This is a genomic window from Pseudomonas sp. D8002 (assembly GCF_013385695.1).
GTDB lineage: Bacteria > Pseudomonadota > Gammaproteobacteria > Pseudomonadales > Pseudomonadaceae > Aquipseudomonas.
This window is the reverse complement of record NZ_JACAPM010000037.1, coordinates 81169-102371: the sequence shown is the minus strand read 5'-3', so window position 1 is coordinate 102371 and position 21203 is coordinate 81169. Positions and strand designations below refer to the sequence as shown.

At 61.4% G+C, this 21203-nt stretch carries 19 protein-coding genes and 4 tRNA genes; 9 read left to right on the top strand and 14 right to left on the bottom strand.

The window, feature by feature from the left end; all coding sequences use genetic code 11:
- Nucleotides 1-3: 3 nt before the first annotated feature.
- A complete protein-coding gene (locus HX807_RS22450; protein WP_177051077.1) occupies nucleotides 4-1203 on the bottom strand; it encodes an adhesin in 1200 nt (399 codons plus the stop codon).
- A gap of 162 nt (nucleotides 1204-1365) precedes the next feature.
- Between HX807_RS22450 and HX807_RS22445 the strand changes: the two genes are divergently transcribed.
- Nucleotides 1366-1572 carry a hypothetical protein gene (locus HX807_RS22445; RefSeq protein ID WP_134326072.1) on the top strand — a complete coding sequence of 69 codons (207 nt, stop codon included), beginning with the start codon at nucleotides 1366-1368 and terminating at the stop codon, nucleotides 1570-1572.
- Between the two features lie 176 nt (nucleotides 1573-1748).
- Here the strand turns inward: HX807_RS22445 and HX807_RS22440 are convergent, their stop codons facing one another.
- From HX807_RS22440 to gltX, 9 genes are all read right to left on the bottom strand, one after another.
- The gene (locus tag HX807_RS22440) at nucleotides 1749-2714 is read right to left on the bottom strand and encodes a tRNA-dihydrouridine synthase (RefSeq protein WP_003214454.1); all 966 of its coding nucleotides are present in this window, start codon (nucleotides 2712-2714) and stop codon (nucleotides 1749-1751) included.
- 40 nt (nucleotides 2715-2754) lie between these two features.
- Complete coding sequence (locus tag HX807_RS22435; RefSeq protein WP_003214456.1) at nucleotides 2755-3204, bottom strand: thioesterase family protein; 450 nt, start codon at nucleotides 3202-3204, stop codon at nucleotides 2755-2757.
- 50 nt (nucleotides 3205-3254) lie between these two features.
- Nucleotides 3255-4088 carry an alpha/beta hydrolase gene (locus tag HX807_RS22430; protein WP_003214459.1) on the bottom strand — a complete coding sequence of 278 codons (834 nt, stop codon included), beginning with the start codon at nucleotides 4086-4088 and terminating at the stop codon, nucleotides 3255-3257.
- 28 nt (nucleotides 4089-4116) lie between these two features.
- Nucleotides 4117-4656 carry a TetR/AcrR family transcriptional regulator gene (locus HX807_RS22425; RefSeq protein ID WP_003214462.1) on the bottom strand — a complete coding sequence of 180 codons (540 nt, stop codon included), beginning with the start codon at nucleotides 4654-4656 and terminating at the stop codon, nucleotides 4117-4119.
- A gap of 184 nt (nucleotides 4657-4840) precedes the next feature.
- Nucleotides 4841-4916, bottom strand: a tRNA-Glu gene (locus tag HX807_RS22420).
- 80 nt (nucleotides 4917-4996) lie between these two features.
- Nucleotides 4997-5072, bottom strand: a tRNA-Ala gene (locus HX807_RS22415).
- A 50-nt stretch (nucleotides 5073-5122) separates the two neighbouring features.
- A tRNA-Glu gene (locus HX807_RS22410) sits at nucleotides 5123-5198 on the bottom strand.
- A gap of 79 nt (nucleotides 5199-5277) precedes the next feature.
- A tRNA-Ala gene (locus HX807_RS22405) sits at nucleotides 5278-5353 on the bottom strand.
- A 147-nt stretch (nucleotides 5354-5500) separates the two neighbouring features.
- Complete coding sequence (gene gltX, locus HX807_RS22400) at nucleotides 5501-6982, bottom strand: glutamate--tRNA ligase (protein ID WP_003214464.1); 1482 nt, start codon at nucleotides 6980-6982, stop codon at nucleotides 5501-5503.
- A 196-nt stretch (nucleotides 6983-7178) separates the two neighbouring features.
- On the opposite strand from gltX, the gene HX807_RS22395 reads away from it, so the two are divergent.
- Complete coding sequence (locus HX807_RS22395; RefSeq protein ID WP_008438770.1) at nucleotides 7179-8225, top strand: HlyD family secretion protein; 1047 nt, start codon at nucleotides 7179-7181, stop codon at nucleotides 8223-8225.
- The gene (locus HX807_RS22390; protein ID WP_102368517.1) at nucleotides 8215-9765 is read left to right on the top strand and encodes an MDR family MFS transporter; all 1551 of its coding nucleotides are present in this window, start codon (nucleotides 8215-8217) and stop codon (nucleotides 9763-9765) included. Before HX807_RS22395 ends, HX807_RS22390 begins: the two co-directional genes overlap by 11 nt.
- 220 nt (nucleotides 9766-9985) lie before the next feature.
- Here HX807_RS22390 and uvrB read toward each other — a convergent pair whose 3' ends face one another.
- Nucleotides 9986-12001 (bottom strand): excinuclease ABC subunit UvrB, encoded by a 2016-nt coding sequence (gene uvrB / locus HX807_RS22385; protein ID WP_008438773.1) that lies wholly within the window; start codon nucleotides 11999-12001, stop codon nucleotides 9986-9988.
- Nucleotides 12002-12344: 343 nt separating this feature from the next.
- Between uvrB and HX807_RS22380 the strand changes: the two genes are divergently transcribed.
- Both HX807_RS22380 and HX807_RS22375 read left to right on the top strand, forming a co-directional pair.
- The gene (locus HX807_RS22380; protein ID WP_177051076.1) at nucleotides 12345-13541 is read left to right on the top strand and encodes an amino acid aminotransferase; all 1197 of its coding nucleotides are present in this window, start codon (nucleotides 12345-12347) and stop codon (nucleotides 13539-13541) included.
- A 312-nt stretch (nucleotides 13542-13853) separates the two neighbouring features.
- Nucleotides 13854-14063, top strand: coding sequence for a hypothetical protein (locus tag HX807_RS22375; protein WP_017478782.1), 210 nt, complete (start codon nucleotides 13854-13856; stop codon nucleotides 14061-14063).
- 326 nt (nucleotides 14064-14389) lie between these two features.
- Here the strand turns inward: HX807_RS22375 and HX807_RS22370 are convergent, their stop codons facing one another.
- Complete coding sequence (locus HX807_RS22370; protein WP_177051075.1) at nucleotides 14390-15265, bottom strand: LysR family transcriptional regulator; 876 nt, start codon at nucleotides 15263-15265, stop codon at nucleotides 14390-14392.
- Between the two features lie 104 nt (nucleotides 15266-15369).
- On the opposite strand from HX807_RS22370, the gene HX807_RS22365 reads away from it, so the two are divergent.
- Nucleotides 15370-16761, top strand: coding sequence for an aldehyde dehydrogenase family protein (locus HX807_RS22365; protein WP_177051074.1), 1392 nt, complete (start codon nucleotides 15370-15372; stop codon nucleotides 16759-16761).
- Nucleotides 16762-16794: 33 nt separating this feature from the next.
- Here the strand turns inward: HX807_RS22365 and HX807_RS22360 are convergent, their stop codons facing one another.
- The gene (locus tag HX807_RS22360; RefSeq protein ID WP_102605762.1) at nucleotides 16795-17433 is read right to left on the bottom strand and encodes a TetR family transcriptional regulator; all 639 of its coding nucleotides are present in this window, start codon (nucleotides 17431-17433) and stop codon (nucleotides 16795-16797) included.
- 129 nt (nucleotides 17434-17562) lie between these two features.
- Between HX807_RS22360 and HX807_RS22355 the strand changes: the two genes are divergently transcribed.
- The 3 genes from HX807_RS22355 to HX807_RS22345 are packed head-to-tail and all read left to right on the top strand — an operon-like array spanning nucleotide 17563 to nucleotide 20681.
- Nucleotides 17563-18219 (top strand): O-methyltransferase, encoded by a 657-nt coding sequence (locus HX807_RS22355; protein WP_008438792.1) that lies wholly within the window; start codon nucleotides 17563-17565, stop codon nucleotides 18217-18219.
- A 22-nt stretch (nucleotides 18220-18241) separates the two neighbouring features.
- Entirely contained in the window at nucleotides 18242-19447 is a 1206-nt protein-coding gene (locus HX807_RS22350; RefSeq protein WP_177051073.1) for an arabinose transporter, read from the top strand.
- 22 nt (nucleotides 19448-19469) lie between these two features.
- Nucleotides 19470-20681, top strand: coding sequence for a YeeE/YedE family protein (locus HX807_RS22345; protein WP_177051072.1), 1212 nt, complete (start codon nucleotides 19470-19472; stop codon nucleotides 20679-20681).
- A 115-nt stretch (nucleotides 20682-20796) separates the two neighbouring features.
- On the opposite strand, the gene HX807_RS22340 is transcribed toward HX807_RS22345, so the two are convergent.
- The gene (locus tag HX807_RS22340; protein WP_134326064.1) at nucleotides 20797-21180 is read right to left on the bottom strand and encodes a cytochrome c; all 384 of its coding nucleotides are present in this window, start codon (nucleotides 21178-21180) and stop codon (nucleotides 20797-20799) included.
- Nucleotides 21181-21203 lie beyond the last annotated feature (23 nt).

Here is a 21203-nt window from a genome sequence, read left to right as displayed (position 1 = left end):
GACTTACCTGCTTATCCGGCGGCCGGGATTAAACCGCCAGTCGTTGTCGAACGCTCGACGCCTGCCGCTGGTTTCGAACTCAAAGAAATCCTCAGACGGCCCTGGCGAAGTGATGTCCGGCTCCGGCTTATCCGGCTTCGGAGCATCTGGTTTAGGCGCATCCGGCTTCGGTGGGACCGGAGCGTCTGGCTTCGGCGGGACCTGTGCATCGGGCTTCGGCGGAACTGGCACGTCTGCCTTCGGCGGAACCGGTGCATCGGGCTTAGGCGGAACCGGCACGTCCGGCTTCGGCGGGACCGGTGCATCGGGCTTCGGCGGAACCGGTGCATCAGGCTTAGGCGGGACCGGTGCATCGGGCTTAGGCGGGACCGGCACGTCCGGCTTCGGCGGGACCGGTGCATCTGGCTTAGGCGGGACCGGCACGTCCGGCTTCGGCGGGACCGGTGCATCGGGCTTCGGCGGAACTGGCACGTCTGGCTTCGGCGGGACCGGTGCATCGGGCTTAGGCGGGACCGGCTTCGTTGCATCCGGGTGAGGACAATGGCAGTTCATCACTTGGACCGTGACGTTCACGTCGGAACTGCTCCGGGCGTTCGGCTGCACGTCCTTGCCCGATGCGGGGTCTGGCCTGCGGGGCTCTGGCAGGGGTTTAGGCGTTACCTTAACCTCGGAACTCGGGACCGCTGGATTGTTTGCTGGCTTGTCTTTCTGTACCGACACCTCAGGGTTGGGCCCGGACTTGTCCTTGAGTGCAGTGTTCAATACCGGCGAGTTGGTCTCGGCTTTGTCCTTGGCTACAGTGTTCGGCACTTGCGAGTCAGTCCCCGCCTTGTCCTTGGCCGCAGTGTCCGGCACATTCGACTTACTGTCCGCCTTATCCTTCACCGGAGTATCGCTACTCTTTTCGGGTTTAGGCAGCGGGCCAGCATCGGGTACCAACTTGGGCATCCCGCCCTGTCCGGACAGCATGTTCCGTATGGCCTTGAATGCATATTCAAACAACTCGAACAACTTCTCGAGTGCATCCTTGTTGAAGGTAACGGTTCCATCCGTCACCACGGCAGGATTGTTTTTCAATACTGTGCCGGGCGTGTTCGCCCGGATTTCGCCGGCGCTCTTGTCGACAGACTTTGGCAGGTCTGCATTCTGCTGATTGAAGTCATTAGTCAAGCGAGGGAAATTATTGACCGACAAATTAGACATAAAAAAATCCTTATTCAGTGATTGCCAAAACTACTTCAGCGGTCTGCAAACAGACCGTCCAGGTTCTGGACTGGAAACAAACCCGAGTGCTGCACACTCCCTACTTTCGTGGGTGTTGCGAGCATCGGGTTCCGAAAATCGGCCTTCACATAAGGAAATCAAATGAAAATAGAGACTTTATCCTATGGACTTTCCGTAAAACATCATGCTTACCCGGTGGTCGCCGTGGGCAAAATGGATATATCAGGCAACAGTCAGCCGTTAAGGCAAATTGATGAAATCACTCACCCACGCCAGTCATTCATATCTGTGTTATTGCGCGCGCCCCTCATACTCCAACTAACAAAACTTAAAAATATGCGCCGCTGACACCGCAAGACTCTGTAGCAAACAAGAAACTTGCTCACATATATAAAGCAATCAAAAAGCTCTAGTCACGTGCCCACAAACACTCGCTGTTAACGATCCGCGGCCTTATTTCAAGCAAAAAAAAGGGCGCCCACGGCACCCTTTCCTAGTGAATTGAAACGCTTATATATATGTACTCAATTTTGCAGCGCAACCGAATCAGGCACCCCTAACAATCGTCCTACCTGCTCCAGGTCGGTTTCCCGCCGCATCAGCGTAAATAGTTCAACTGCTTCGGGATAGTTGCGGGTCAGCATCGCCAGCCATTGCTTCAAGCGTCCCGGCGCCTGGCGCTCGGTCAATTGCTCAACGGATTGCCGCCAGAATTCCTGGAGCATGGGTTGCATCTGCGCCCAAGTCATCTCGACCACCTCTTCCCCGGCCCGCGCGGCAGCAATCTGCCGGGCCAGGTCGGGACGGGCCACCAGGCCGCGACCGAGCATGATGTCTTCGACACCGCTGATTTCGCGACACCGCCGCCAGTCTTCAACGCTCCAGATATCACCGTTGGCGAACACCGGCACCTTGACCACCTCTTGCACACGCGGGATCCACTCCCAGTGCGCCGGAGGTTTGTAGCCATCAGCCTTGGTGCGGGCATGCACCACGATATGCGCTGCGCCGCCTTCGGCCAGGGCCGTGGCGCACACCAAGGCACCGTCGGGGCTGTCGAAGCCCAGGCGCATCTTGGCCGTGACGGGAATATGTGCCGGCACCGCACGCCGTACGTGTTCGACGATCTGGTTAAGCAGCTCCGGCTCCTTGAGCAGCACCGCACCGCCACGGGACTTGTTCACGGTCTTGGCCGGGCAACCGAAGTTGAGGTCAACCACCTGAGAGCCCAGCTCACACGCCAGGGCGGCGTTTTCCGCCAAACACACCGGGTCTGAACCGAGTAACTGCACACGCAGCGGCACGCCGGCAGCGGTCTTGGCACCGTGCAGCAACTCAGGGGCGAGTTTGTGGAAATAGGCAGGCGTCAGCAGGCGGTCGTTGACCCGGATGAACTCGGTCACGCACCAATCAATACCACCGACCCGGGTCAGCACGTCCCGCAGGATGTTGTCGACCAACCCCTCCATGGGCGCCAAAGCAATTTGCATGGAAAACACTCAACGAAAAACGTGGCGCAGTTTACTGGTTTCAGACGCTGGCAGGTAATTCGCCTTGCAGCGCAGGGCCATAACCCTCAAGAAATTCCGACGGCATGCGCTTGGGCTTGCCGCTGGACAGTTCGATGCAGACAAAGGTGGTTTGCGCTCGCAGCAAGGTAGCGCCATCACGCGGGCGTACCAGCTGGAAGCGTCGGGTCATTTTCAGGCGCTGGTCCCAGTCGACGATCCAGGTCGCTAACTGCAGCTCATCGCCCTCGTAACCGGCGGCGAGGTAATCGATCTCATGACGCACCACGGCCATCGCGCGATCCAGCCTGCGGTACTCGCTAAGGTCCAGCCCCAGGCGCTGGGAATGGCGCCAGGCGCAGCGTTCGAGCCAGGACACGTAAACGGCGTTGTTGGCGTGCCCCAGACCGTCGATGTCGTCGGCACCGACCTGCAGATCAATGATAAACGGCGTTGCCAAATCCCAGCCCATGGGGTGCTCCCGGTCGATTAATGTCGGCGGCGAGCAGTGTAACCCATGGCTCAGGCGGTTTGGCGCTCCGGCACGTGGCGGCCGGCCAGCAGCGCCAGCACGCCTTCGATCACACGCGGATCCGCCAGCACTTTCTGGTGCCCGCCCTGCTCCAGGCGCAGCAGGCGGCTGTCGAACCAGGCGTCATGGATGACCTGGCAAGCCTTGACCGAGACGAAGGTATCGTCTTCGGCATGCACGATCAGGCCCGGGATATTCATTTGATAGTGGGCGACATCGAGGTGCTTGAGGGGCATGCCCATCGTCAGCTCGACCTCCTGGATAAACGCCGAACGCGCTCGCGCCGGCAAACCGACCATGCCGGCAAAGCCGCGCAGTACGTCGAGAAACCGCGAGGGTGCGGCGATGCTGACCAACGCCTTGGTGCGCAAGCCCAACTGCACCGCCAACATCGCGCTGGCCCCACCCATGGAGTGACCGACAACCGCATGCAGCGGTGGCAGTTCGGCAGCCGCTTCCAGCATGGCGCGGGCAAACAGCAGCACATGGGCTTCGCGCCCCGGCGAACGCCCGTGAGCCGGACCATCCAGCGCAACCACCGAATAACCCGCCTCCACCAATGCGCTGATCAGGCTGGCGAATTGCGTTGGGCGCCCTTCCCAGCCGTGCATCAACAGCACCGCAGGGCCCTGGCCCCACTTCAGCGCCGACAGGCCGAAACGCAAAGTGATGCGCTCGGACTGCGCCAGCAGCGGCAGCTCCCAGTCACGGGGCGGCAAATCGCGAGGCGTCATGAACACCCGACGCATCTTACTAGCCACCGTTTGCGGCGCCAGCCGGCCCAAGGTGCCATTGACGCCACGAATCCATTTCAACGTGCCCATCGCTCATCCCTCAGGCCAGAAGCCGTTCTTAACGCACTGCGGACTTGGCCGCACGCAACACACGATCCGATAACTCACCCGGGCCCAGGGCGCGGGCCAGCGACAAGCCACCGATCATCAGTGCCATGTCGGCCAAGGCCTTGTCGGTGTCTTCCGGGCTGGCGGCCAGCTGTGCTGCCATCAGTTCGCAGTGTTCGTTCAAGGCCTGGCGAAATTCGTCCGGCAGGCGGCTCATCTCGCCCACGGTGGACGGGATCGGGCACGCCTGGCTGGTGGAGTCACGGTGTTTACGCGACAGGTAGAACGCTGCGACCAGCGCGCGACGCTCTTCACCGGTCAGCGAGGAGTCCATGTCATCGACGGCGGCGCGACGCCGGGCCAGCAACTCGGTGAAGGCCTCCAGCATCAGTGCGTCCTTGCTTTCAAAGTGCGCGTAGAAACCGCCGACGGTAAGCCCCGCCGCGCCCATGACTTCACCCACACTCGGCTCGGCCGGGCCGCGTTGTACCAGGGCGGCGCCGGCAGCTTGCAGAATGCGTTCACGGGTTTGCGCTTTTTTATCGTTCATCGTTGCCTCCGAATCTCATGCTTCGAATATTATTACCATAATAATATTTCGCAAGCCACAGGCATGACCATTGGTCAGAAGAACATTCAGGGAAAAAGGAAGGAGGGTTGGCCAAACGCCAGACAAACAAAAGGGCCATTCAATAATTGAATGACCCTTAAAAATCCCGCAGAGCGGGTAATCGTGGCGTCCCCTAGGGGACTCGAACCCCTGTTACCGCCGTGAAAGGGCGGTGTCCTAGGCCACTAGACGAAGGGGACACAAACCTTCTGTACAACTGATCAGCGCTGAGAACTGATCGAATTCAAGGACGGTGTGGCCAGACCTTGAACCTGTAAATTGGTGGAGCTAAACGGGATCGAACCGTTGACCTCTTGCATGCCATGCAAGCGCTCTCCCAGCTGAGCTATAGCCCCGGATTTTTCGCCTCGCGGCGCAGCAGACCTTTCGAACTGCTTGTTGAAACTGGCGTCCCCTAGGGGACTCGAACCCCTGTTACCGCCGTGAAAGGGCGGTGTCCTAGGCCACTAGACGAAGGGGACACAAACCTTCTATACAACGTGATCAGGCTGAGTCTGATCGAATTCAAGGACGGTGTGGCCAGACCTTGAACCTGTAAATTGGTGGAGCTAAACGGGATCGAACCGTTGACCTCTTGCATGCCATGCAAGCGCTCTCCCAGCTGAGCTATAGCCCCTCGTCGGTGAGGACGGGGCGAATCTTAATGGCGTATTCGAAACGTGTCAAATTTATTTTCAACAATTTTCAAAATTTTTTGCCGAGATAACAATCACTTACCGAGCAAACCCCGGAAAACCGGGGTTTGGCCGTTACAACAGCGTGCTTAAGCGATAGCGCCGAGCAGCTTTTCCCATTCCTTGTTCTCTTTCTTCGACACACCACCAAGCAAATCAAGGGCTTGGCGCAGACGGAAGCGAGTCAGGTCCGGGCCCAGAATTTCCATCGCATCGAGCACCGACACCGAACTCGCCTGCCCGGTGATCGCGGCAAACATCAGCGGCATGGCATCGCGCAATTTCAGCTCCAGGGATTCAACCACCGCCTGGATAGTCGCGGTAATCGCATCCTTCTCCCACTGGCGCAGGCTTTCGAGCTTCCACAGGATCAACTGCATTAACTGGCGAACCTGGTCACCCGAGAGTTTCTTCGACTCAAACAGCTTCACGTCCGGGTTCACGCCACCGGCAAAGAAGAAACTCGCCAACGGTGCGACCTGGCTGAAGGTCTCCACCCTGCCCTGCACCAGCGGCGCGATCTTCATCATGTACTCGGGGTTCAACGCCCACTGCTGCACGCGGCTGGCGAACTCTTCCACCGGCAGGTCACGCAGCCACTGGCCGTTGAGCCACGACAGCTTCTCGATGTCGAAGATCGGCCCACCCAGGGACACGCGGGACAGGTCGAAGTTATCGACCATTTCCTGCAACGAGAACTTCTCGCGCTCGTCCGGCATCGACCAGCCCATGCGGCCCAGGTAGTTGAGCATCGCTTCGGGCATGAAGCCCATGCGCTCGTAGAAAGTCACCGAGGTCGGGTTCTTGCGCTTGGACAGCTTGCTCTTGTCCGGATTACGCAGCAGCGGCATGTAGCATAGCTGCGGTTGTTCCCAGCCGAAGTACTCGTACAGCAGGATCAGTTTCGGCGCCGATGGCAGCCACTCTTCGCCACGCAGTACGTGGGTAATGCCCATCAGGTGGTCGTCCACCACGTTGGCCAGGAAGTACGTCGGCAGGCCGTCGGTCTTCATCAGCACTTGCATGTCCATGCGGTCCCACGGGATCTCGACGTCACCGCGCAGCATGTCCGGCACCACGCACACGCCTTCGCTCGGCACCTTCATGCGGATAACGTGCGGCTCGCCGGCGGCCAGGCGCCGGGCCACTTCTTCCTTCGACAGCAGCAGTGCGCGGCCGTCATAACGCGGGGTTTCGCCACGGGCCTGCTGCTCGGCGCGCATCTGGTCCAGCTCTTCGGCGGTGCAGAAGCACGGGAAGGCATGGCCCATGTCAACCAGTTGCTGGGTGTACTGCTTGTAGATGTCGCTGCGCTCGCTCTGGCGATACGGGCCGTGGGGGCCGCCGACGTCCGGGCCTTCAGCCCAGGTAATGCCCAACCAGCGCAGGGCATCGAAAATCTGCTGTTCCGACTCGCGCGTGGAGCGCAGTTGATCGGTGTCTTCGATCCGCAGGATGAATTCACCGCCATGCTGCTTGGCAAAGCAGTAGTTGAACAAGGCGATGTAAGCAGTACCTACGTGGGGATCCCCAGTAGGCGATGGCGCGATGCGCGTGCGGACGGTGGTCATGGCGGGTCTCGAATTGGCGATAAAACTGAAAATGAAACAAGGGGCGAATGGTAACAGCCCCAAGCCCTTGGGCTCCAGCGTGGGGAGGCGAACAAAGGGCATATGAGACAAGCTCCGGTCTCAAGTCTCGACATGGCTATTTGCCAGACCGTTCGCTGGCTATATTCCATTACCTTTTGTCGACGACATCATCGCCATGCCTGCCCCGCTCAAACGCCGCCTGTTTATCTTCCTGTTTATCGTGGTCCTGATCGCCGGGGGCTTTTTCGCCCAGTGGTTCTTCAAGGGCCGTTTTTATGAAAGCACCGACAACGCCTACGTCCAGGGCGAGATCACCCGGGTCTCCAGCCAACTGGGTGCGCGCATCGTCGAGGTGCTGGTGGGCGACAACGAGCACGTGGAAAAAGGCCAACTGCTGGTCAAGCTCGAAGGCGACGACTTCCACCTCGCCGTCGACCGCGCCAACGCCGCCCTGGCCATGCGCGAAGCCGAGCGTGTGCAGGCCCAGAGCAAACTGACCCAGCAAGCCAGCCTGATCGCCGCCGGTGCAGCCAAGGTCTCGTCCAGCCAGGCCACCCTCGGCCGCTCGCAGATCGACCTGAACCGCGCACAAACCCTGCGCAAACCCGGCTATGTCTCCGAAGAACGGGTCACCACCCTCGACGCCGACAACCACATCGCCCGCTCCCAGGTGACCATGGCCCAGGCCGACCTGCAGGGCCAGCGCCAGCAGGTCAACGCCCTGAACGCCGAGATCAAGCGCCTCGACGCGATGATCGCCAACGCCAGGACTGACCTGGCCCAGGCCGAACTAAACCTGACCCGCAGCGAAATCCACGCGCCCATCAGCGGCCTGATCGGCCAGCGTGCCGCGCGCAACGGTCAATACGTACAGGCCGGCGCCTACCTGCTGTCGATCGTCCCGGACCAGGACATCTGGGTGCAGGCCAACTTCAAGGAAACCCAGATCGGCCACATGCAGCCTGGGCAAAAAGCCGAGCTGACATTCGACGCCTACAGCGATACTCCAATCGAAGGCCGCGTGGCCAACCTGTTCGGCGCTTCCGGCGCGCAATTCAGCCTGCTGCCGCCGGACAATGCCACGGGCAACTTCACCAAAGTCGTACAACGGATTCCGGTCAAACTGACCTTCGCCACCGACAACCCGCTGCAGGGCAAAATCCGCCCGGGCATGTCGGTGACGGTCAAAGTGAACATCCAAGACCCGCACGATGGCCGGTGATCAACTGCTGCCGCCGGTAGGCGAACCGAGCCGGCGCGACTGGATCGCGGTCATGAGCGTGATGCTCGGCGCCTTCATGGCAGTGCTCGACATCCAGATCACCAACTCGTCCCTCAAGGACATCCAGGGCGCGCTGTCGGCCACCCTGGAAGAAGGTTCGTGGATTTCCACCTCCTACCTTGTGGCCGAAATCATCATGATCCCCCTCACCGCCTGGCTGGTGCAGCTGCTGTCGGCGCGTCGGCTGGCGGTGTGGGTCTCGGGCGGGTTCCTGATCGCCTCGCTGATGTGCTCCATGGCCTGGAGCCTGGAAAGCATGATCGTATTCCGCGCGCTGCAGGGCTTTACCGGCGGCGCGCTGATCCCCCTGGCGTTCACCCTCACGCTGATCAAGCTGCCCGAACATCACCGCGCCAAAGGCATGGCCATGTTCGCCATGACCGCCACCTTCGCCCCGTCCATCGGCCCGACCATTGGCGGCTGGCTCACGGAAAACTGGGGTTGGGAATACATCTTCTACATCAACATCCCACCGGGCCTGATCATGATCGCCGGGCTGCTGTACGGCCTGGAGAAAAAGGACTCCAACTGGGACTTGCTCAAAAGCACCGACTATCTCGGCATCCTTACCATGGCCGTAGGCCTTGGGTGTTTGCAGGTGTTTCTGGAAGAAGGCCATCGCAAGGATTGGCTGGAATCCAGCCTGATTGTCAGCCTGGGCACCGTCGCCCTGTTGAGCTTGATCACCTTTGTGATCGTGCAGATGTCCAAGCCCAACCCGCTGATCAACCTGCGGATCCTCGGCAATCGCAATTTCGGGCTATCGAGTATTTCGAGCCTGGGGATGGGCGTGGGGTTGTATGGCTCGATTTATCTGCTGCCGCTGTACCTGGCGCAGATCCAGAACTACAACGCCCTGCAAATCGGCGAAGTGATCATGTGGATGGGGGTTCCGCAGCTGTTTTTGATTCCGCTGGTGCCCAAGCTGATGAAGTACGTGTCGCCCAAATGGCTGTGCACCCTGGGGTTCGGGCTGTTCGGGTTGGCGAGTTTTTCATCGGGGGTGCTGAACCCGGACTTTGCTGGCGACCAGTTCAACCGCATCCAGATCATCCGTGCGTTGGGGCAGCCGTTGATCATGGTGACAATTTCGTTGATTGCCACGGCATACATCATGCAGAAGGACGCGGGGTCGGCGTCGAGCCTGTTCAATATCCTGCGAAACCTGGGCGGGGCGATCGGGATTGCGTTGCTGGCGACGCTGCTGGATGCGCGCACCAAGACCTACTTTGATTACCTGCGTGAGGCGATTGTGCCGACCAATCCACAGGTGGCAGAGCGCATGGCCAGGCTGACGGAGACGTTTGGGAGTGAGACGGCGGCGTTGGGCAAGTTGAGTGAGATAGCGCATCAGCAGGCGCAGATCATGGCCTACAACGATGCGTTTCACTTTGTGGGATTGGCGCTGGGGATCAGCATGGTGGCGATCTTGTTGACCAAGGCGTTGCCGGCGGGGCTCAAGGCTGGGGAAGCCCACTGAAATAACCTGTGGCGAGGGAGCTTGCTCCCGCTGGGCTGCGAAGCGGCCCCAAAATTCTGGGAGCGCTTCGCACTCCAGCGGGAGCAAGCTCCCTCGCCACAAAGAGCTTGAAGATCGTTCCCACGCTCTGCGTGGGAATGCCTCACTGGACGCTCCGCGTCCGCTCTTGGGACGCAGAGCGTCCCGGGCTGCTTTCCCACGCAGAGCGTGGGAACGATCATCAGACCGCCAGCAACCGCTCCCGCAACTTGCCGATCTCATCGCGCATCTGCGCCGCCGCTTCAAACTCCAGATCCCGCGCCAACTGGTACATCTTCTCTTCCAGCTGGCGAATACGCTTGGTGATCTCGCTCGGCGAACGCAATTCCGCTTCGTACTTGGCATTCTCCTCCGCAGCCTTGGCCATGCCCTTGCGCTTCTTGCTGCGCGAACCCGGCACCGTTGCGCCTTCCATGATGTCGGCCACGTCCTTGAACACACCCTTCGGCGTGATGCCATGCTCCAGGTTGTAGGCAATCTGCTTGTCGCGACGACGCTCGGTCTCGCCAATCGCCCGTTCCATGGAACCGGTAATCCGGTCCGCATACAGAATCGCCCGGCCATTCAGGTTGCGCGCCGCCCGGCCAATGGTCTGGATCAACGAGCGCTCGGAACGCAGGAAGCCTTCCTTGTCCGCATCCAGAATCGCCACCAGGGACACTTCCGGCATATCCAGGCCTTCACGCAGCAGGTTGATCCCCACCAGCACATCGAACGCCCCCAGGCGCAGGTCGCGGATGATTTCCACGCGCTCCACGGTGTCGATGTCCGAGTGCAAATAGCGCACGCGCACGCCGTGGTCGGCCAGGTAATCGGTCAAGTCTTCGGACATACGCTTGGTCAGCGTGGTGACCAGCACCCGCTCTTCCAGGGCCACGCGCTTGGTGATCTCCGAGAGCAAGTCATCCACCTGGGTCAGCGCCGGGCGGATTTCGATTTGCGGGTCCACCAGGCCGGTCGGGCGCACCAGTTGCTCAATCACACGCCCGGCATGTTCGGCCTCGTAGTTACCCGGCGTGGCCGAGACAAAAATCGTCTGCGGGCTGATGCCTTCGAACTCGTCAAAACGCATCGGCCGGTTATCCAGCGCCGATGGCAGGCGGAAGCCGTATTCCACCAGGGTCTCTTTACGGGAACGGTCACCTTTGTACATCGCGCCCACCTGCGGCACGCTGACGTGGGACTCGTCGATCACCAGCAAGGCATCGTCCGGCAGGTAATCGAACAAGGTAGGTGGCGCCTGCCCGGACTCGCGGCCCGAAAGGTAGCGCGAGTAGTTTTCGATGCCGTTGCAGTAGCCCAGCTCGAGGATCATCTCCAGGTCGAAGCGGGTGCGCTGTTCCAGGCGCTGGGCCTCCACCAGCTTGTTGTTGGAACGCAGGTATTCCAGGCGCTCCACCAGCTCAGCCTTGATGCCCTCGATGGCGCCCATCAGGGTTTCGCGCGGGGTCACGTAGTGGCTTTTCGGGTAGAAGGTGAAGCGCGGCAGCTTGCGGATCACCTCGCCGGTCAACGGGTCGAAGGCCGACAGGCTCTCGACTTCATCGTCGAACAGCTCGATACGGATCGCTTCCAGGTCGGATTCCGCCGGGTAGATGTCGATCACATCGCCGCGCACGCGGAAGCTCGCCCGGGCGAAGTCTATGTCGTTGCGGGTGTATTGCAGGCTCGTCAGGCGACGCAACAGTTCGCGCTGGTCGAGTTTGTCGCCGCGGTCGACGTGCAGCACCATCTTCAAATAGGTTTCCGGGCTGCCCAGGCCGTAGATGCACGACACCGTGGTGACGATGATCGCGTCTTTACGTTCCAGCAGCGCCTTGGTCGCCGAGAGCCGCATCTGCTCGATGTGGTCGTTGATCGAGGCGTCTTTCTCGATAAAGGTGTCGGACGACGGCACGTAGGCTTCCGGCTGGTAGTAGTCGTAGTAGGAAACGAAGTACTCCACCGCGTTGTTCGGGAAGAACGCCTTGAACTCGCCATACAACTGCGCGGCCAGGGTCTTGTTCGGCGCCAGCACCAGGGTCGGGCGGTTCACCTGGGCGATCACGTTGGCGATGCTGAAAGTCTTGCCGGAGCCGGTCACCCCGAGCAAGGTCTGGTGCGCGAGGCCGGCCTCAATGCCTTCGACCATCAGGCGGATGGCTTCCGGTTGATCGCCGGCAGGCTCGAAACGGGTGACTAGCTGGAAATCCGACATAACGTACCTCTTGAGTCACCCCGGGGCCGGAAAAAGCAACGGGGACGAAAAAGACCGCGACCCGCGACTGTTCGGCGCAGGTTGCAGGAAAAAACCATGATAGCTGTAGAAGTGGAGGCGAATGTGACGGGTTTCAAGGCAATCGTCCTACATGCCGTTGGTCACCCATGTTGCAATAAGACTAACGGTCGGTAAATAAACCGAAAAACTTGGCCGAAAAGCCGTTTCGGCTGTCGCCGTGAGCAGTGATGGCCTCTATACTAGCTCCCCGTTTGTGCACCGCTCTAGTGCATTCGGCTGGAGCGCGACACGTCCCTCCACTCTCTATAGAGCTGCCGCAAAAATGAGCCTGTTCTCCGCTGTCGAAATGGCACCACGCGATCCAATCCTGGGCCTCAACGAAGCATTCAACGCCGATACCCGAACCACCAAGGTGAACCTTGGCGTGGGCGTTTACTGCAACGAGGAGGGGAAGATTCCACTCTTGCGTGCCGTTGCCGAAGCGGAAGCCATTCGCGTGGCGCAACACGCCGCCCGTGGCTACTTGCCGATCGACGGTATTGTCGCCTACGACCAGGCCGTGCAAAAGCTGCTGTTCGGCGCGCAATCGCCGCTGATCAGCTCCGGCCGCGTCATCACCGCCCAAGCGGTCGGCGGCACCGGCGCCCTGAAAATCGGCGCTGACTTCCTCAAGCAACTGCTGCCCAACACCGTCGTCGCCATCAGCGACCCGAGCTGGGAAAACCACCAGGCGCTGTTCGAAAAAGCCGGCTTCCCGGTGCAGACCTATCGTTACTACGACGCCGCCACCCACGACGTAAACCGCGCCGGCCTGCTGGAAGACCTCAACGCCCTGCCGCCACAGTCCATCGTCGTGCTGCACGCCTGCTGCCACAACCCGACCGGCGTCGACCTGAGCCCGGCCGACTGGCAACAAGTGCTGGACGTGGTCAAGGCGAAAAACCTCGTGCCGTTCCTCGACATGGCCTACCAGGGCTTTGGCGACGGCATCGACGAAGACGCCGCTGCGGTGCGCCTGTTCGCCGAGTCGGGCCTGACCTTCTTTGTGTCCAGCTCGTTCTCCAAGTCGTTCTCGCTGTACGGCGAGCGCGTGGGCGCCCTGTCCATCGTCACCGACTCCAAGGAAGAAAGCGCCCGCATCCTGTCCCAGGTCAAGCGCGTGATCCGCACCAACTACTCCAACCCGCCGACCCACGGCGCGGCGATCGTGGCAGCGGTGCTGAACAACCCTGAGCTGCGCGCCCAGTGGGAAGCGGAACTGGCGGAAATGCGCCTGCGCATTCGCGGCATGCGCGAGCAGATGGTGGCTGACCTGGCCAAGGCTGCTCCGGGCCACGACTTCAGCTTCGTCGGTCGCCAGCGCGGGATGTTCTCTTACTCCGGCCTGAGCGTTGAACAAGTGACACGCCTGCGCAACGAGTTTGGTATCTACGCGCTGGATACCGGCCGTATCTGTGTGGCGGCGTTGAACCAGAAAAACATTGATGCAGTGACCAAGGCCATCGTTCAGGTGCTGTAAGCCTGTTGTGATGCAAAAAAAGGGGAAGCCAATGGCTCTTCCCCTTTTTCATTCTGAAAACCGCGCCCCCTGTGGCGAGGGAGCTTGCTCCCGCTGGGATGCGAAGCGGCCCCAAAACCTGCCACCGTGAACTTTATGAATGAATGCGGTGCCTGAATTGGGGCTGCTGCGCAGCCCAGCGGGAGCAAGCTCCCTCGCCACAGGGTGGGTGGTTTGCCTTCAAGAGCGGGTGTTCAGCCCCTAAAAATTCGCTGCTTTCAGTCCGCTGCCCCTAGACTGACAGCAAGACAGTCCCTTCCCCTTGAGTATCCTATGAGAAACGACGACCTGGACCTGCGTGCCGACCGCGACGAACTGGACCACTTCACCCCGCGCCCACCCCCCGCCAAGCGCCAGAAAAGCCTGGTGCTGCAAGTCGCGCTCGGCGTATTCCTCGGTGGTTTGGCCTTGTGGCTGGTGCAACTGGGCGCCGGCGCCCTGATGGCCAAGCTGGCCATGGGCACCTTCCAGTTCGGCGGCTGACAAAGATCAAATGTGGGAGCCGTCGAGCTTTAGCGAGGCCGCGATAGCGGTGGGTCAGGCACCCTCAATATCGACTGTGCCGACGCCTTCGCAGCCTCGCTGAAGCTCGACAGCTCCCACAGGGGATCTACTCCCGCCTTCAGTCCGCGCTCGTGTGGCTGGTTCAACTCGATCCAAGCAGTCCCCCTGCAATTTGGCGGCTGACAAAGATCAAATGTGGGAGCCGTCGAGCTTCAGCGAGGCCGCGATAGCGGTGGGTCAGGCACCATAAATGTCGACTGTGCCGACGCCATCGCAGCCTCGCTGAAGCTCGACAGCTGCTACGGCTACGATGCCAGGGCCACGCCACGCTCTTCCAGCAACTGCACAAAACTGTTCAGACTCTGCGACACCGTACCCCGGCGCCAGATCAGCCAGGTATTCAGAATCCGGAACGTATCGGTCAGCGGCCACACACTCACCGCCGTAAACCCCGGCATGCTCTCCAGCATGCTCCGCGGCATCAGCGCCAACCCGGCACCGGCACTCACACACGCGAGCATCCCGTGGTAGGACTCCATCTCAAAGATCTTCCCCGGCACCGCGCCATCCTGTGAAAACCAACGCTCGAAGTGATGCCGGTACGAACAGTTCGAACGAAACGTGTAGATGCTCTCCCCGCTCACATCCCGCCCCCGGGTGATCGGCGCGTGATGCAACGGCGCGATCACCACCATTTCCTCCTCGAACACCGCCACGCCCTCCAGCGTCGCGTGCAACACCGGCCCATCGACAAACGCCGCTGCCAGCCGCCCCGACAACACACCCTCGATCATCGTGCCGGACGGCCCGGTGGTCAGGTCCAGCTCGACCTTGGCGTGCTTCTGGTTATACGCCGCGAGCAATGCCGGGATGCGCACCGCCGCCGTACTCTCCAGCGAGCCCAACGCAAACGCGCCCTGGGGTTCCTCCCCCGCCACCGTCGCCCGGGCCTCTTGCACCAGATCCAGAATGCGCCGCGCATACCCGAGGAAATTCCACCCGGCCGGTGACAAACGCAATCGGCTCTTCTCGCGAATAAACAAGTCCACGCCCAGGTCCTGCTCCAATTGCTTGATCCGCGTGGTCAGGTTCGACGGCACGCGATGGATCAGCTGCGCGGCAGCGCTGATGCTGCCTTGCTCGGCAACGGCTTTGAAAATTTCCAGCTGGACCAGATCCAAGTCATTCTCCAAACGTGAACGTATTGCTTAATATTATTCAGTTTCCGAAAAAGATACAGCCCCGTACGCTGGCCTCCATCCCATTCACTGCGCAGGACGGTGCCATGAACTCCATTTCCTCCCAGACCCACGCGTTGTCGATCAACCCCGCCAACGGTGAAACGGTCGCCAGCTACCCGTACGAAACCGAGGCGCAGCTGGATGCCGCCCTCACCCGCTCGATCAACGCCTTCCGCAACGGGCGCAATACCCCCGTCGCCCAGCGCGCCGAATTACTGCTGGCCCTGGCCAGCACCCTGCGCGACCAGGCCGAAGAAATGGCCCAGATGATCACCCTGGAAATGGGCAAACCGATCGCCCAGGCCCGTGGCGAAATCGAAAAATGCGCGCAACTCGCCGAGTGGTACGCCGCCCACGGCCCAGCCATGCTGGCCCCGGAAGCCACCCTGGTGGACAACGGCACCGCCCAGATCGAATACCGCCCGCTGGGCCCGATCCTCGCTGTAATGCCGTGGAACTTCCCGGTGTGGCAAGTGCTGCGCGGCGCGGTGCCAACCATGCTCAGCGGCAACACCTACGTGCTCAAGCACGCGCCTAACGTGATGGGCAGCGCGTACCTGATGAAACAAGCCTTCCAGCGCGCCGGCTTTGCCGATGGCCTGTTCGAAGTGATCAACGTCACCCAGGACGGCGTGTCCAAAGCCATCGCCGACCCGCGCATCGCCGCCGTGACCCTCACCGGCAGCGTGCGCGCCGGCATGGCCATCGGTTCCCAGGCCGGGGCCGCGCTGAAAAAATGCGTACTGGAGCTGGGCGGTTCCGACCCGTTCATTGTGCTCAACGACGCCAACCTCGACGAAGCCGTGCAAGCCGCCCTGATCGGCCGCTTCCAGAACTCCGGCCAGGTGTGCGCCGCCGCCAAGCGCCTGATCATCGAAGAAGGCGTGGTGGAAGCCTTCACCGCCAAATTCCTCGAAGCCAGCCGCAACCTGGTGATGGGCGACCCGACCGCCAGCGAGACCTACATCGGGCCGATGGCCCGCTTCGACCTGCGGGACGAACTCGACGGCCAGGTCCAGGCCACCCTGGCCGAAGGCGCCACCCTGCTGCTGGGCGGCAGCAAAGTCGAAGGCGCGGGCAACTACTACGCCCCCACCGTGCTGGCCAACGTCACCGACCAGATGACCTCGTTCAAACAGGAACTGTTTGGCCCGGTCGCCTCCATCATCACCGCCCGCGATGCGGACCACGCCGTGGCCCTGGCCAACGACAGTGAGTTCGGCCTGACCGCCAGTGTGTTCACCACCGACCCAGAAAAGGCACGCAGCATCGCCAACCAACTGGAAACCGGCGGGATCTTTATCAACGCCTACAGCGTGTCCGATCCCCGGGTCTCGTTTGGTGGTGTGAAAAAGAGCGGCTTCGGGCGGGAGTTGTCGCACTTTGGTGTGCGGGAATTCTGCAACGCGCAGACCGTGTGGCTGAACCGCCGCTAAGCAAGCGCTGCAAACGATGGCCCGCCCTGCGGGTCATCGTGTTGTCTGGTTCAGCACCGTCACGTACGCACCGAACATATCCGCCATGGCGTCCGCATAGGCGGTGATTTGCGCCTCGGTGCGCGGGCTTCCCGAGAATTCCTTCGCCACCGAACTGAAGGTGGTGGCGATCAAATCGCAGGCCAGGGCGCGGGTGGCTTCAGGCACCTGCGGCAGCAGTTCCAGCATGAACGCCTGGAAAATCTGTTGCCCTTCTGCGCGAACCTCATGGGCTTCGGGCGCATCACGGTACAGCGGCGCGGCGTCGCTCAGGGCGACGCGCATCTGCGCCTCCTCACACTCCGAACGAATAAACGCATGCACCAACGCCCGCAACCGCTCAAGGGCCGGCTGGCTTACGTCCTGCAGAATGCGGCTGAGCATCTGCGAGGTTTGCTGCCACTCATCGGTCTGCAGCCGAAACAGGATGGCCGCCTTGTTGGGAAAGTACTGGTACACCGACCCCACGCTGACACCGGCCTTTTCCGCGACCCGTGCGGTGGTGAAACGGCTGGCGCCTTCCTTGGCCAAAACCTGAATAGCCGCTTCGAGAATGGCCGTCACCAACCCGGTGGATCGCGCCTGTTTGGGCTCTTTGCGTGAGGAAATCTGCGAGGTCTGGCGATCGGTCATGGGGCGTTCCTGCTGCCGTTGGAATGCGAATAGCGAATGTGACGAATTGTTCGCATACTTTAAATGCGACGAATCATTCGCATACTAGCCCGGCGCCTCACGGCGCTCAACCTGCAGCAGGACATCCCCATGAATACGCTTACCTCGGCCCCGATGGCGGCCCTGATTGAACGGCTGTACACACAGGCCGATGCCGCCACCAGCCCCGTCATCAACACAGTGACCCACGAAGAACGCGACCGCCTGATGCGCAGCAAGACCGACTACCTGGCACTCTACGGAATGCTGAAAGACCTGTGGTTGCCCGTCTCCCGCGACACCGGCACCCTGCTGTACATGCTCGCACGCAGCAGCAAAGCGCAGGCCATCGTCGAGTTCGGTACTTCGTTCGGCCTGTCCACCCTGCACCTGGCGGCCGCCCTGCGGGACAACGGCGGCGGCACGCTGATCAGCAGCGAGTTCGAGCCCTCGAAGATCGCTCTCGCCCGGCAACACCTGGAGCAAGGCGGCGTGAGCGACCTTGTGGAGATCCGCCAAGGCGATGCCCTGGTTACCCTGGCCACCGGCCTGCCCGACAGCGTCGACCTGCTGCTGCTTGACGGCGCCAAGGCGCTGTATGGCGACGTGTTGAACCTTGTGGAAAGCCGCCTCAAGCCCGGCGCGCTGATCATCGCCGACAACACCGACTACTGCCCCGACTACCTGGCCCGGGTGCGTTCGCCAGCAAACGGCTACCTGTCGGTGCCGATCGGTGACGACGTCGAGCTTTCCGTTCGCCTGGGCTGATGCCCGTCAGAGGATTCAACTCATGTCTGGATTGGTAAGCCCAGTGGTACTGAAATTACTGCCTATCACCCTGGCGGTGTTTGTCGGGTTCCTGATCATCGGCATGCAACTGCCGCTGCTGCCGCTGCACCTGCACAACACCTTGGGCATGGACCCGCTGGTGGTGGGCGTGGTGATCGGTGCGCAGTTTGCCGGGGCATTGTTGTCGCGATCCTGGGCCGGCAATTTTGCCGATATGCGCGGCCCCAAGCGCGCCATGCTTGTGGGCATGCTGGTGGCGGCCAGCTCCGGCTTGATCTACCTCGCGTCCCTGGCGTTTGTGGCATCACCGGTGGTCTCGGTGTGGGTGTTGCTCGCCGGGCGCGTGGTGCTGGCGCTGGGGGAAAGCCTGATCGTGACCGGCTCGATGGGCTGGGGTGTCGGGTTGGTGGGGCCGCAAAATACCGGCAAGGTCATGGCCTGGATCGGCATCGCAATCTACGCCGCGTTTGCCCTGGGGGCGCCCCTGGGAGTGGCGGTGAATAGCCAGTGGGGTTTCAGCGGGATCGCCGTCGGGACCATGGTGATTCCGCTGCTGGCACTGGCCATCGTCGCCGGAGCGCAAGGCGTTGCGCCGACCAGCCAGCGGCGCACCTCGTTTTTCAAGGTGCTGCGCTCGGTGTGGGTACCGGGGTTGGGCCTGGCCTTTGCAAGCGTCGGGTTTGGCGTGATTACCGCGTTTATCGCGCTGCTGTTTGCCACCAAGGCCTGGGGCAATGCGTCATTGGCGTTTACCGCCTTTGGTCTGGCGTTTATCGGCGCGCGGATTTTCTTTGGGCACCTGCCCGACAAGATCGGCGGTGCCAAGGTCGCGCTGGTGTGCGTGATAATCGAAGCCGCCGGGCAGCTGTTGATCTGGGGCGCAGACAGCGCCTTGACCGCCTACCTGGGCGCGGCGCTGACCGGCTTCGGCTACTCCCTGGCGTTTCCCGGCTTTGGGGTGGAGGCGATAAAGCGCGCGCCGCCCCAATCCCGCAGCCTGGCGATGGGTGCGTATGTGGCGTTCCTGGATATTTCGCTGGGGGTCAGCACCCCGGTGATCGGCGCCTTGGCCGGCGTGGCCGGAGTGGCATCGGTGTACCTGGCGGGCGCAGTGGCCGTGGCGCTGTCGGTGATCGTGGCGCTGGCGTTGCTTTTCAAGGCGCCAGTGGCGGAGCGCGAGGTTTATACTTCGCCACCTCGCCCTTAACCCACATCACCCGAGATTCCCGATGAGCCTTTCCCTGTCCACAACCCCAGCGCGCAAGCCGGTCGCGCCATTGCTGGCGTTTGCCATCCTGCTGTTCGGCGCCGTCTTCCTGCAAAACAGCGTCGGCTCGCGCCAGGTGCTGTTGCTGGTGGTCGGCGCCGCACTGGGCCTGACGCTGTACCACGCGGCTTTCGGCTTCACCTCGGCCTGGCGAGTGTTCATCACCGACCGGCGTGGCGCGGGCTTGCGTGCGCAGATGGTGATGCTGGCGATTGCCGTGGTGCTGTTCTTCCCCGCGCTGGGGGCCGGCACCCTGTTCGGCCAACCCGTGGTCGGGCTGGTGGCGCCGGCCGGGGTTTCGGTGGTGTTCGGGGCATTCATCTTCGGCATCGGCATGCAACTGGGCGGCGGTTGTGCGTCCGGCACCCTGTTCACCGTGGGCGGTGGTAACGCGCGCATGCTGGTGACGCTGTTCTTCTTTATCTGTGGTTCGTTGATCGCGACTCACCACGTCGACTGGTGGTTCTCGCTGCCTTCGTTCCCGGCGGTTTCCATCGTCAAAAGCTTCGGCGTGGTGCCGGCCTTGCTGCTGAGCCTGGCCGTATTTGGCATCATCGCAGCAGTCACCGTGCGCCTGGAAAAAGGTCGTCACGGGCAACTCGAAGCCGGCGTCACCAGCGAACACCAGGGCCTGCGCCGCTTCCTGCGCGGGCCATGGCCATTGGTGTGGGGCGCGATTGGCCTGGCCCTGCTCAACTACGCCACCCTGGCACTGGCCGGGCGGCCATGGGGTATCACTTCGGCGTTCGCCCTGTGGGGCGCCAAGGTTGCCGGCGGGTTGGGCCTGGACGTAGGCAGCTGGGCGTTCTGGCAAATGCCGGGCAATGCCAAGGCCCTGGCGGCGCCGGTGTGGGAAGACGTCACCAGTGTGATGGACGTCGGCATCATCCTCGGTGCGCTGTTGGCTGCGGGATTGGCCGGGCGTTTCGCTCCAAGCCTGAAGATTCCGGCACGCTCGCTGTTTGCGGCGGTGATCGGCGGCCTGCTGCTGGGTTACGGCTCGCGCCTGGCGTATGGCTGCAATATCGGCGCGTACTTCAGCGGGATTGCCTCGGGCAGCCTGCATGGCTGGGTGTGGTTGGTGGCGGCGTTTATCGGCAACAGCGTGGGCGTGCGGTTGCGGCCGTTCTTCTTTGCAGGTGAGCGTCCGCAGGTAGCGTTGAGCGGTTGCTGACTGATCGTTCCCACGCTCCGCGTGGGAATGCCGCCGGGGACGCTCTGCGTCCCGCTGTTGGTGACGCGGAGCGTCACGGGATGCATTCCCACGCGGAGCGTGGGAACGAGCAGCATCATCGGCTTTTTGAAATCACTCCGCTCATGTACTCGTTCAAATCGCGGAAGTCCTGAACTTTCCAGGTGAACGGTGACAACTTCACACCGTTCTCCCGCAACGTTCTGGGAATCAGGTCGCCATTTGGACGAAGAATGACGGACGACACGATAACGCCCGGATAATCACTCAAGCGTTTTTTGAAAGTAGCCGTTGTCAGGTCAGGCGTAGGCGGATTGCTTTTATTCGCCAAGGGTCCCGTGCCTTTGATATCCGCGCCGTGGCACATGGCGCATCGCTGCAGATAAATGTTTTTCCCGTTAGCGTTGTCCGCAAAGGACAGTGACGTTTGAACCAGCGATAAAATCCCCAGCGACGCGATGAACGACTTTCTTATTTTCATCTTTCCATGTGGCCTTGTTGTAA

Bases quoted from the DNA above. Each gene is read 5' to 3' on its own strand.
- HX807_RS22450 (WP_177051077.1), bottom strand. From the start codon at position 1,203: ATGTCTAATTTGTCGGTCAATAATTTCCCTCGCTTGACTAATGACTTC.
- HX807_RS22445 (WP_134326072.1), top strand. From the start codon at position 1,366: ATGAAAATAGAGACTTTATCCTATGGACTTTCCGTAAAACATCATGCT.
- HX807_RS22440 (WP_003214454.1), bottom strand. From the start codon at position 2,714: ATGCAAATTGCTTTGGCGCCCATGGAGGGGTTGGTCGACAACATCCTG.
- HX807_RS22435 (WP_003214456.1), bottom strand. From the start codon at position 3,204: ATGGGCTGGGATTTGGCAACGCCGTTTATCATTGATCTGCAGGTCGGT.
- HX807_RS22430 (WP_003214459.1), bottom strand. From the start codon at position 4,088: ATGGGCACGTTGAAATGGATTCGTGGCGTCAATGGCACCTTGGGCCGG.
- HX807_RS22425 (WP_003214462.1), bottom strand. From the start codon at position 4,656: ATGAACGATAAAAAAGCGCAAACCCGTGAACGCATTCTGCAAGCTGCC.
- gltX (WP_003214464.1), bottom strand. From the start codon at position 6,982: ATGACCACCGTCCGCACGCGCATCGCGCCATCGCCTACTGGGGATCCC.
- HX807_RS22395 (WP_008438770.1), top strand. From the start codon at position 7,179: ATGCCTGCCCCGCTCAAACGCCGCCTGTTTATCTTCCTGTTTATCGTG.
- HX807_RS22390 (WP_102368517.1), top strand. From the start codon at position 8,215: ATGGCCGGTGATCAACTGCTGCCGCCGGTAGGCGAACCGAGCCGGCGC.
- uvrB (WP_008438773.1), bottom strand. From the start codon at position 12,001: ATGTCGGATTTCCAGCTAGTCACCCGTTTCGAGCCTGCCGGCGATCAA.
- HX807_RS22380 (WP_177051076.1), top strand. From the start codon at position 12,345: ATGAGCCTGTTCTCCGCTGTCGAAATGGCACCACGCGATCCAATCCTG.
- HX807_RS22375 (WP_017478782.1), top strand. From the start codon at position 13,854: ATGAGAAACGACGACCTGGACCTGCGTGCCGACCGCGACGAACTGGAC.
- HX807_RS22365 (WP_177051074.1), top strand. From the start codon at position 15,370: ATGAACTCCATTTCCTCCCAGACCCACGCGTTGTCGATCAACCCCGCC.
- HX807_RS22360 (WP_102605762.1), bottom strand. From the start codon at position 17,433: ATGACCGATCGCCAGACCTCGCAGATTTCCTCACGCAAAGAGCCCAAA.
- HX807_RS22355 (WP_008438792.1), top strand. From the start codon at position 17,563: ATGAATACGCTTACCTCGGCCCCGATGGCGGCCCTGATTGAACGGCTG.
- HX807_RS22350 (WP_177051073.1), top strand. From the start codon at position 18,242: ATGTCTGGATTGGTAAGCCCAGTGGTACTGAAATTACTGCCTATCACC.
- HX807_RS22345 (WP_177051072.1), top strand. From the start codon at position 19,470: ATGAGCCTTTCCCTGTCCACAACCCCAGCGCGCAAGCCGGTCGCGCCA.
- HX807_RS22340 (WP_134326064.1), bottom strand. From the start codon at position 21,180: ATGAAAATAAGAAAGTCGTTCATCGCGTCGCTGGGGATTTTATCGCTG.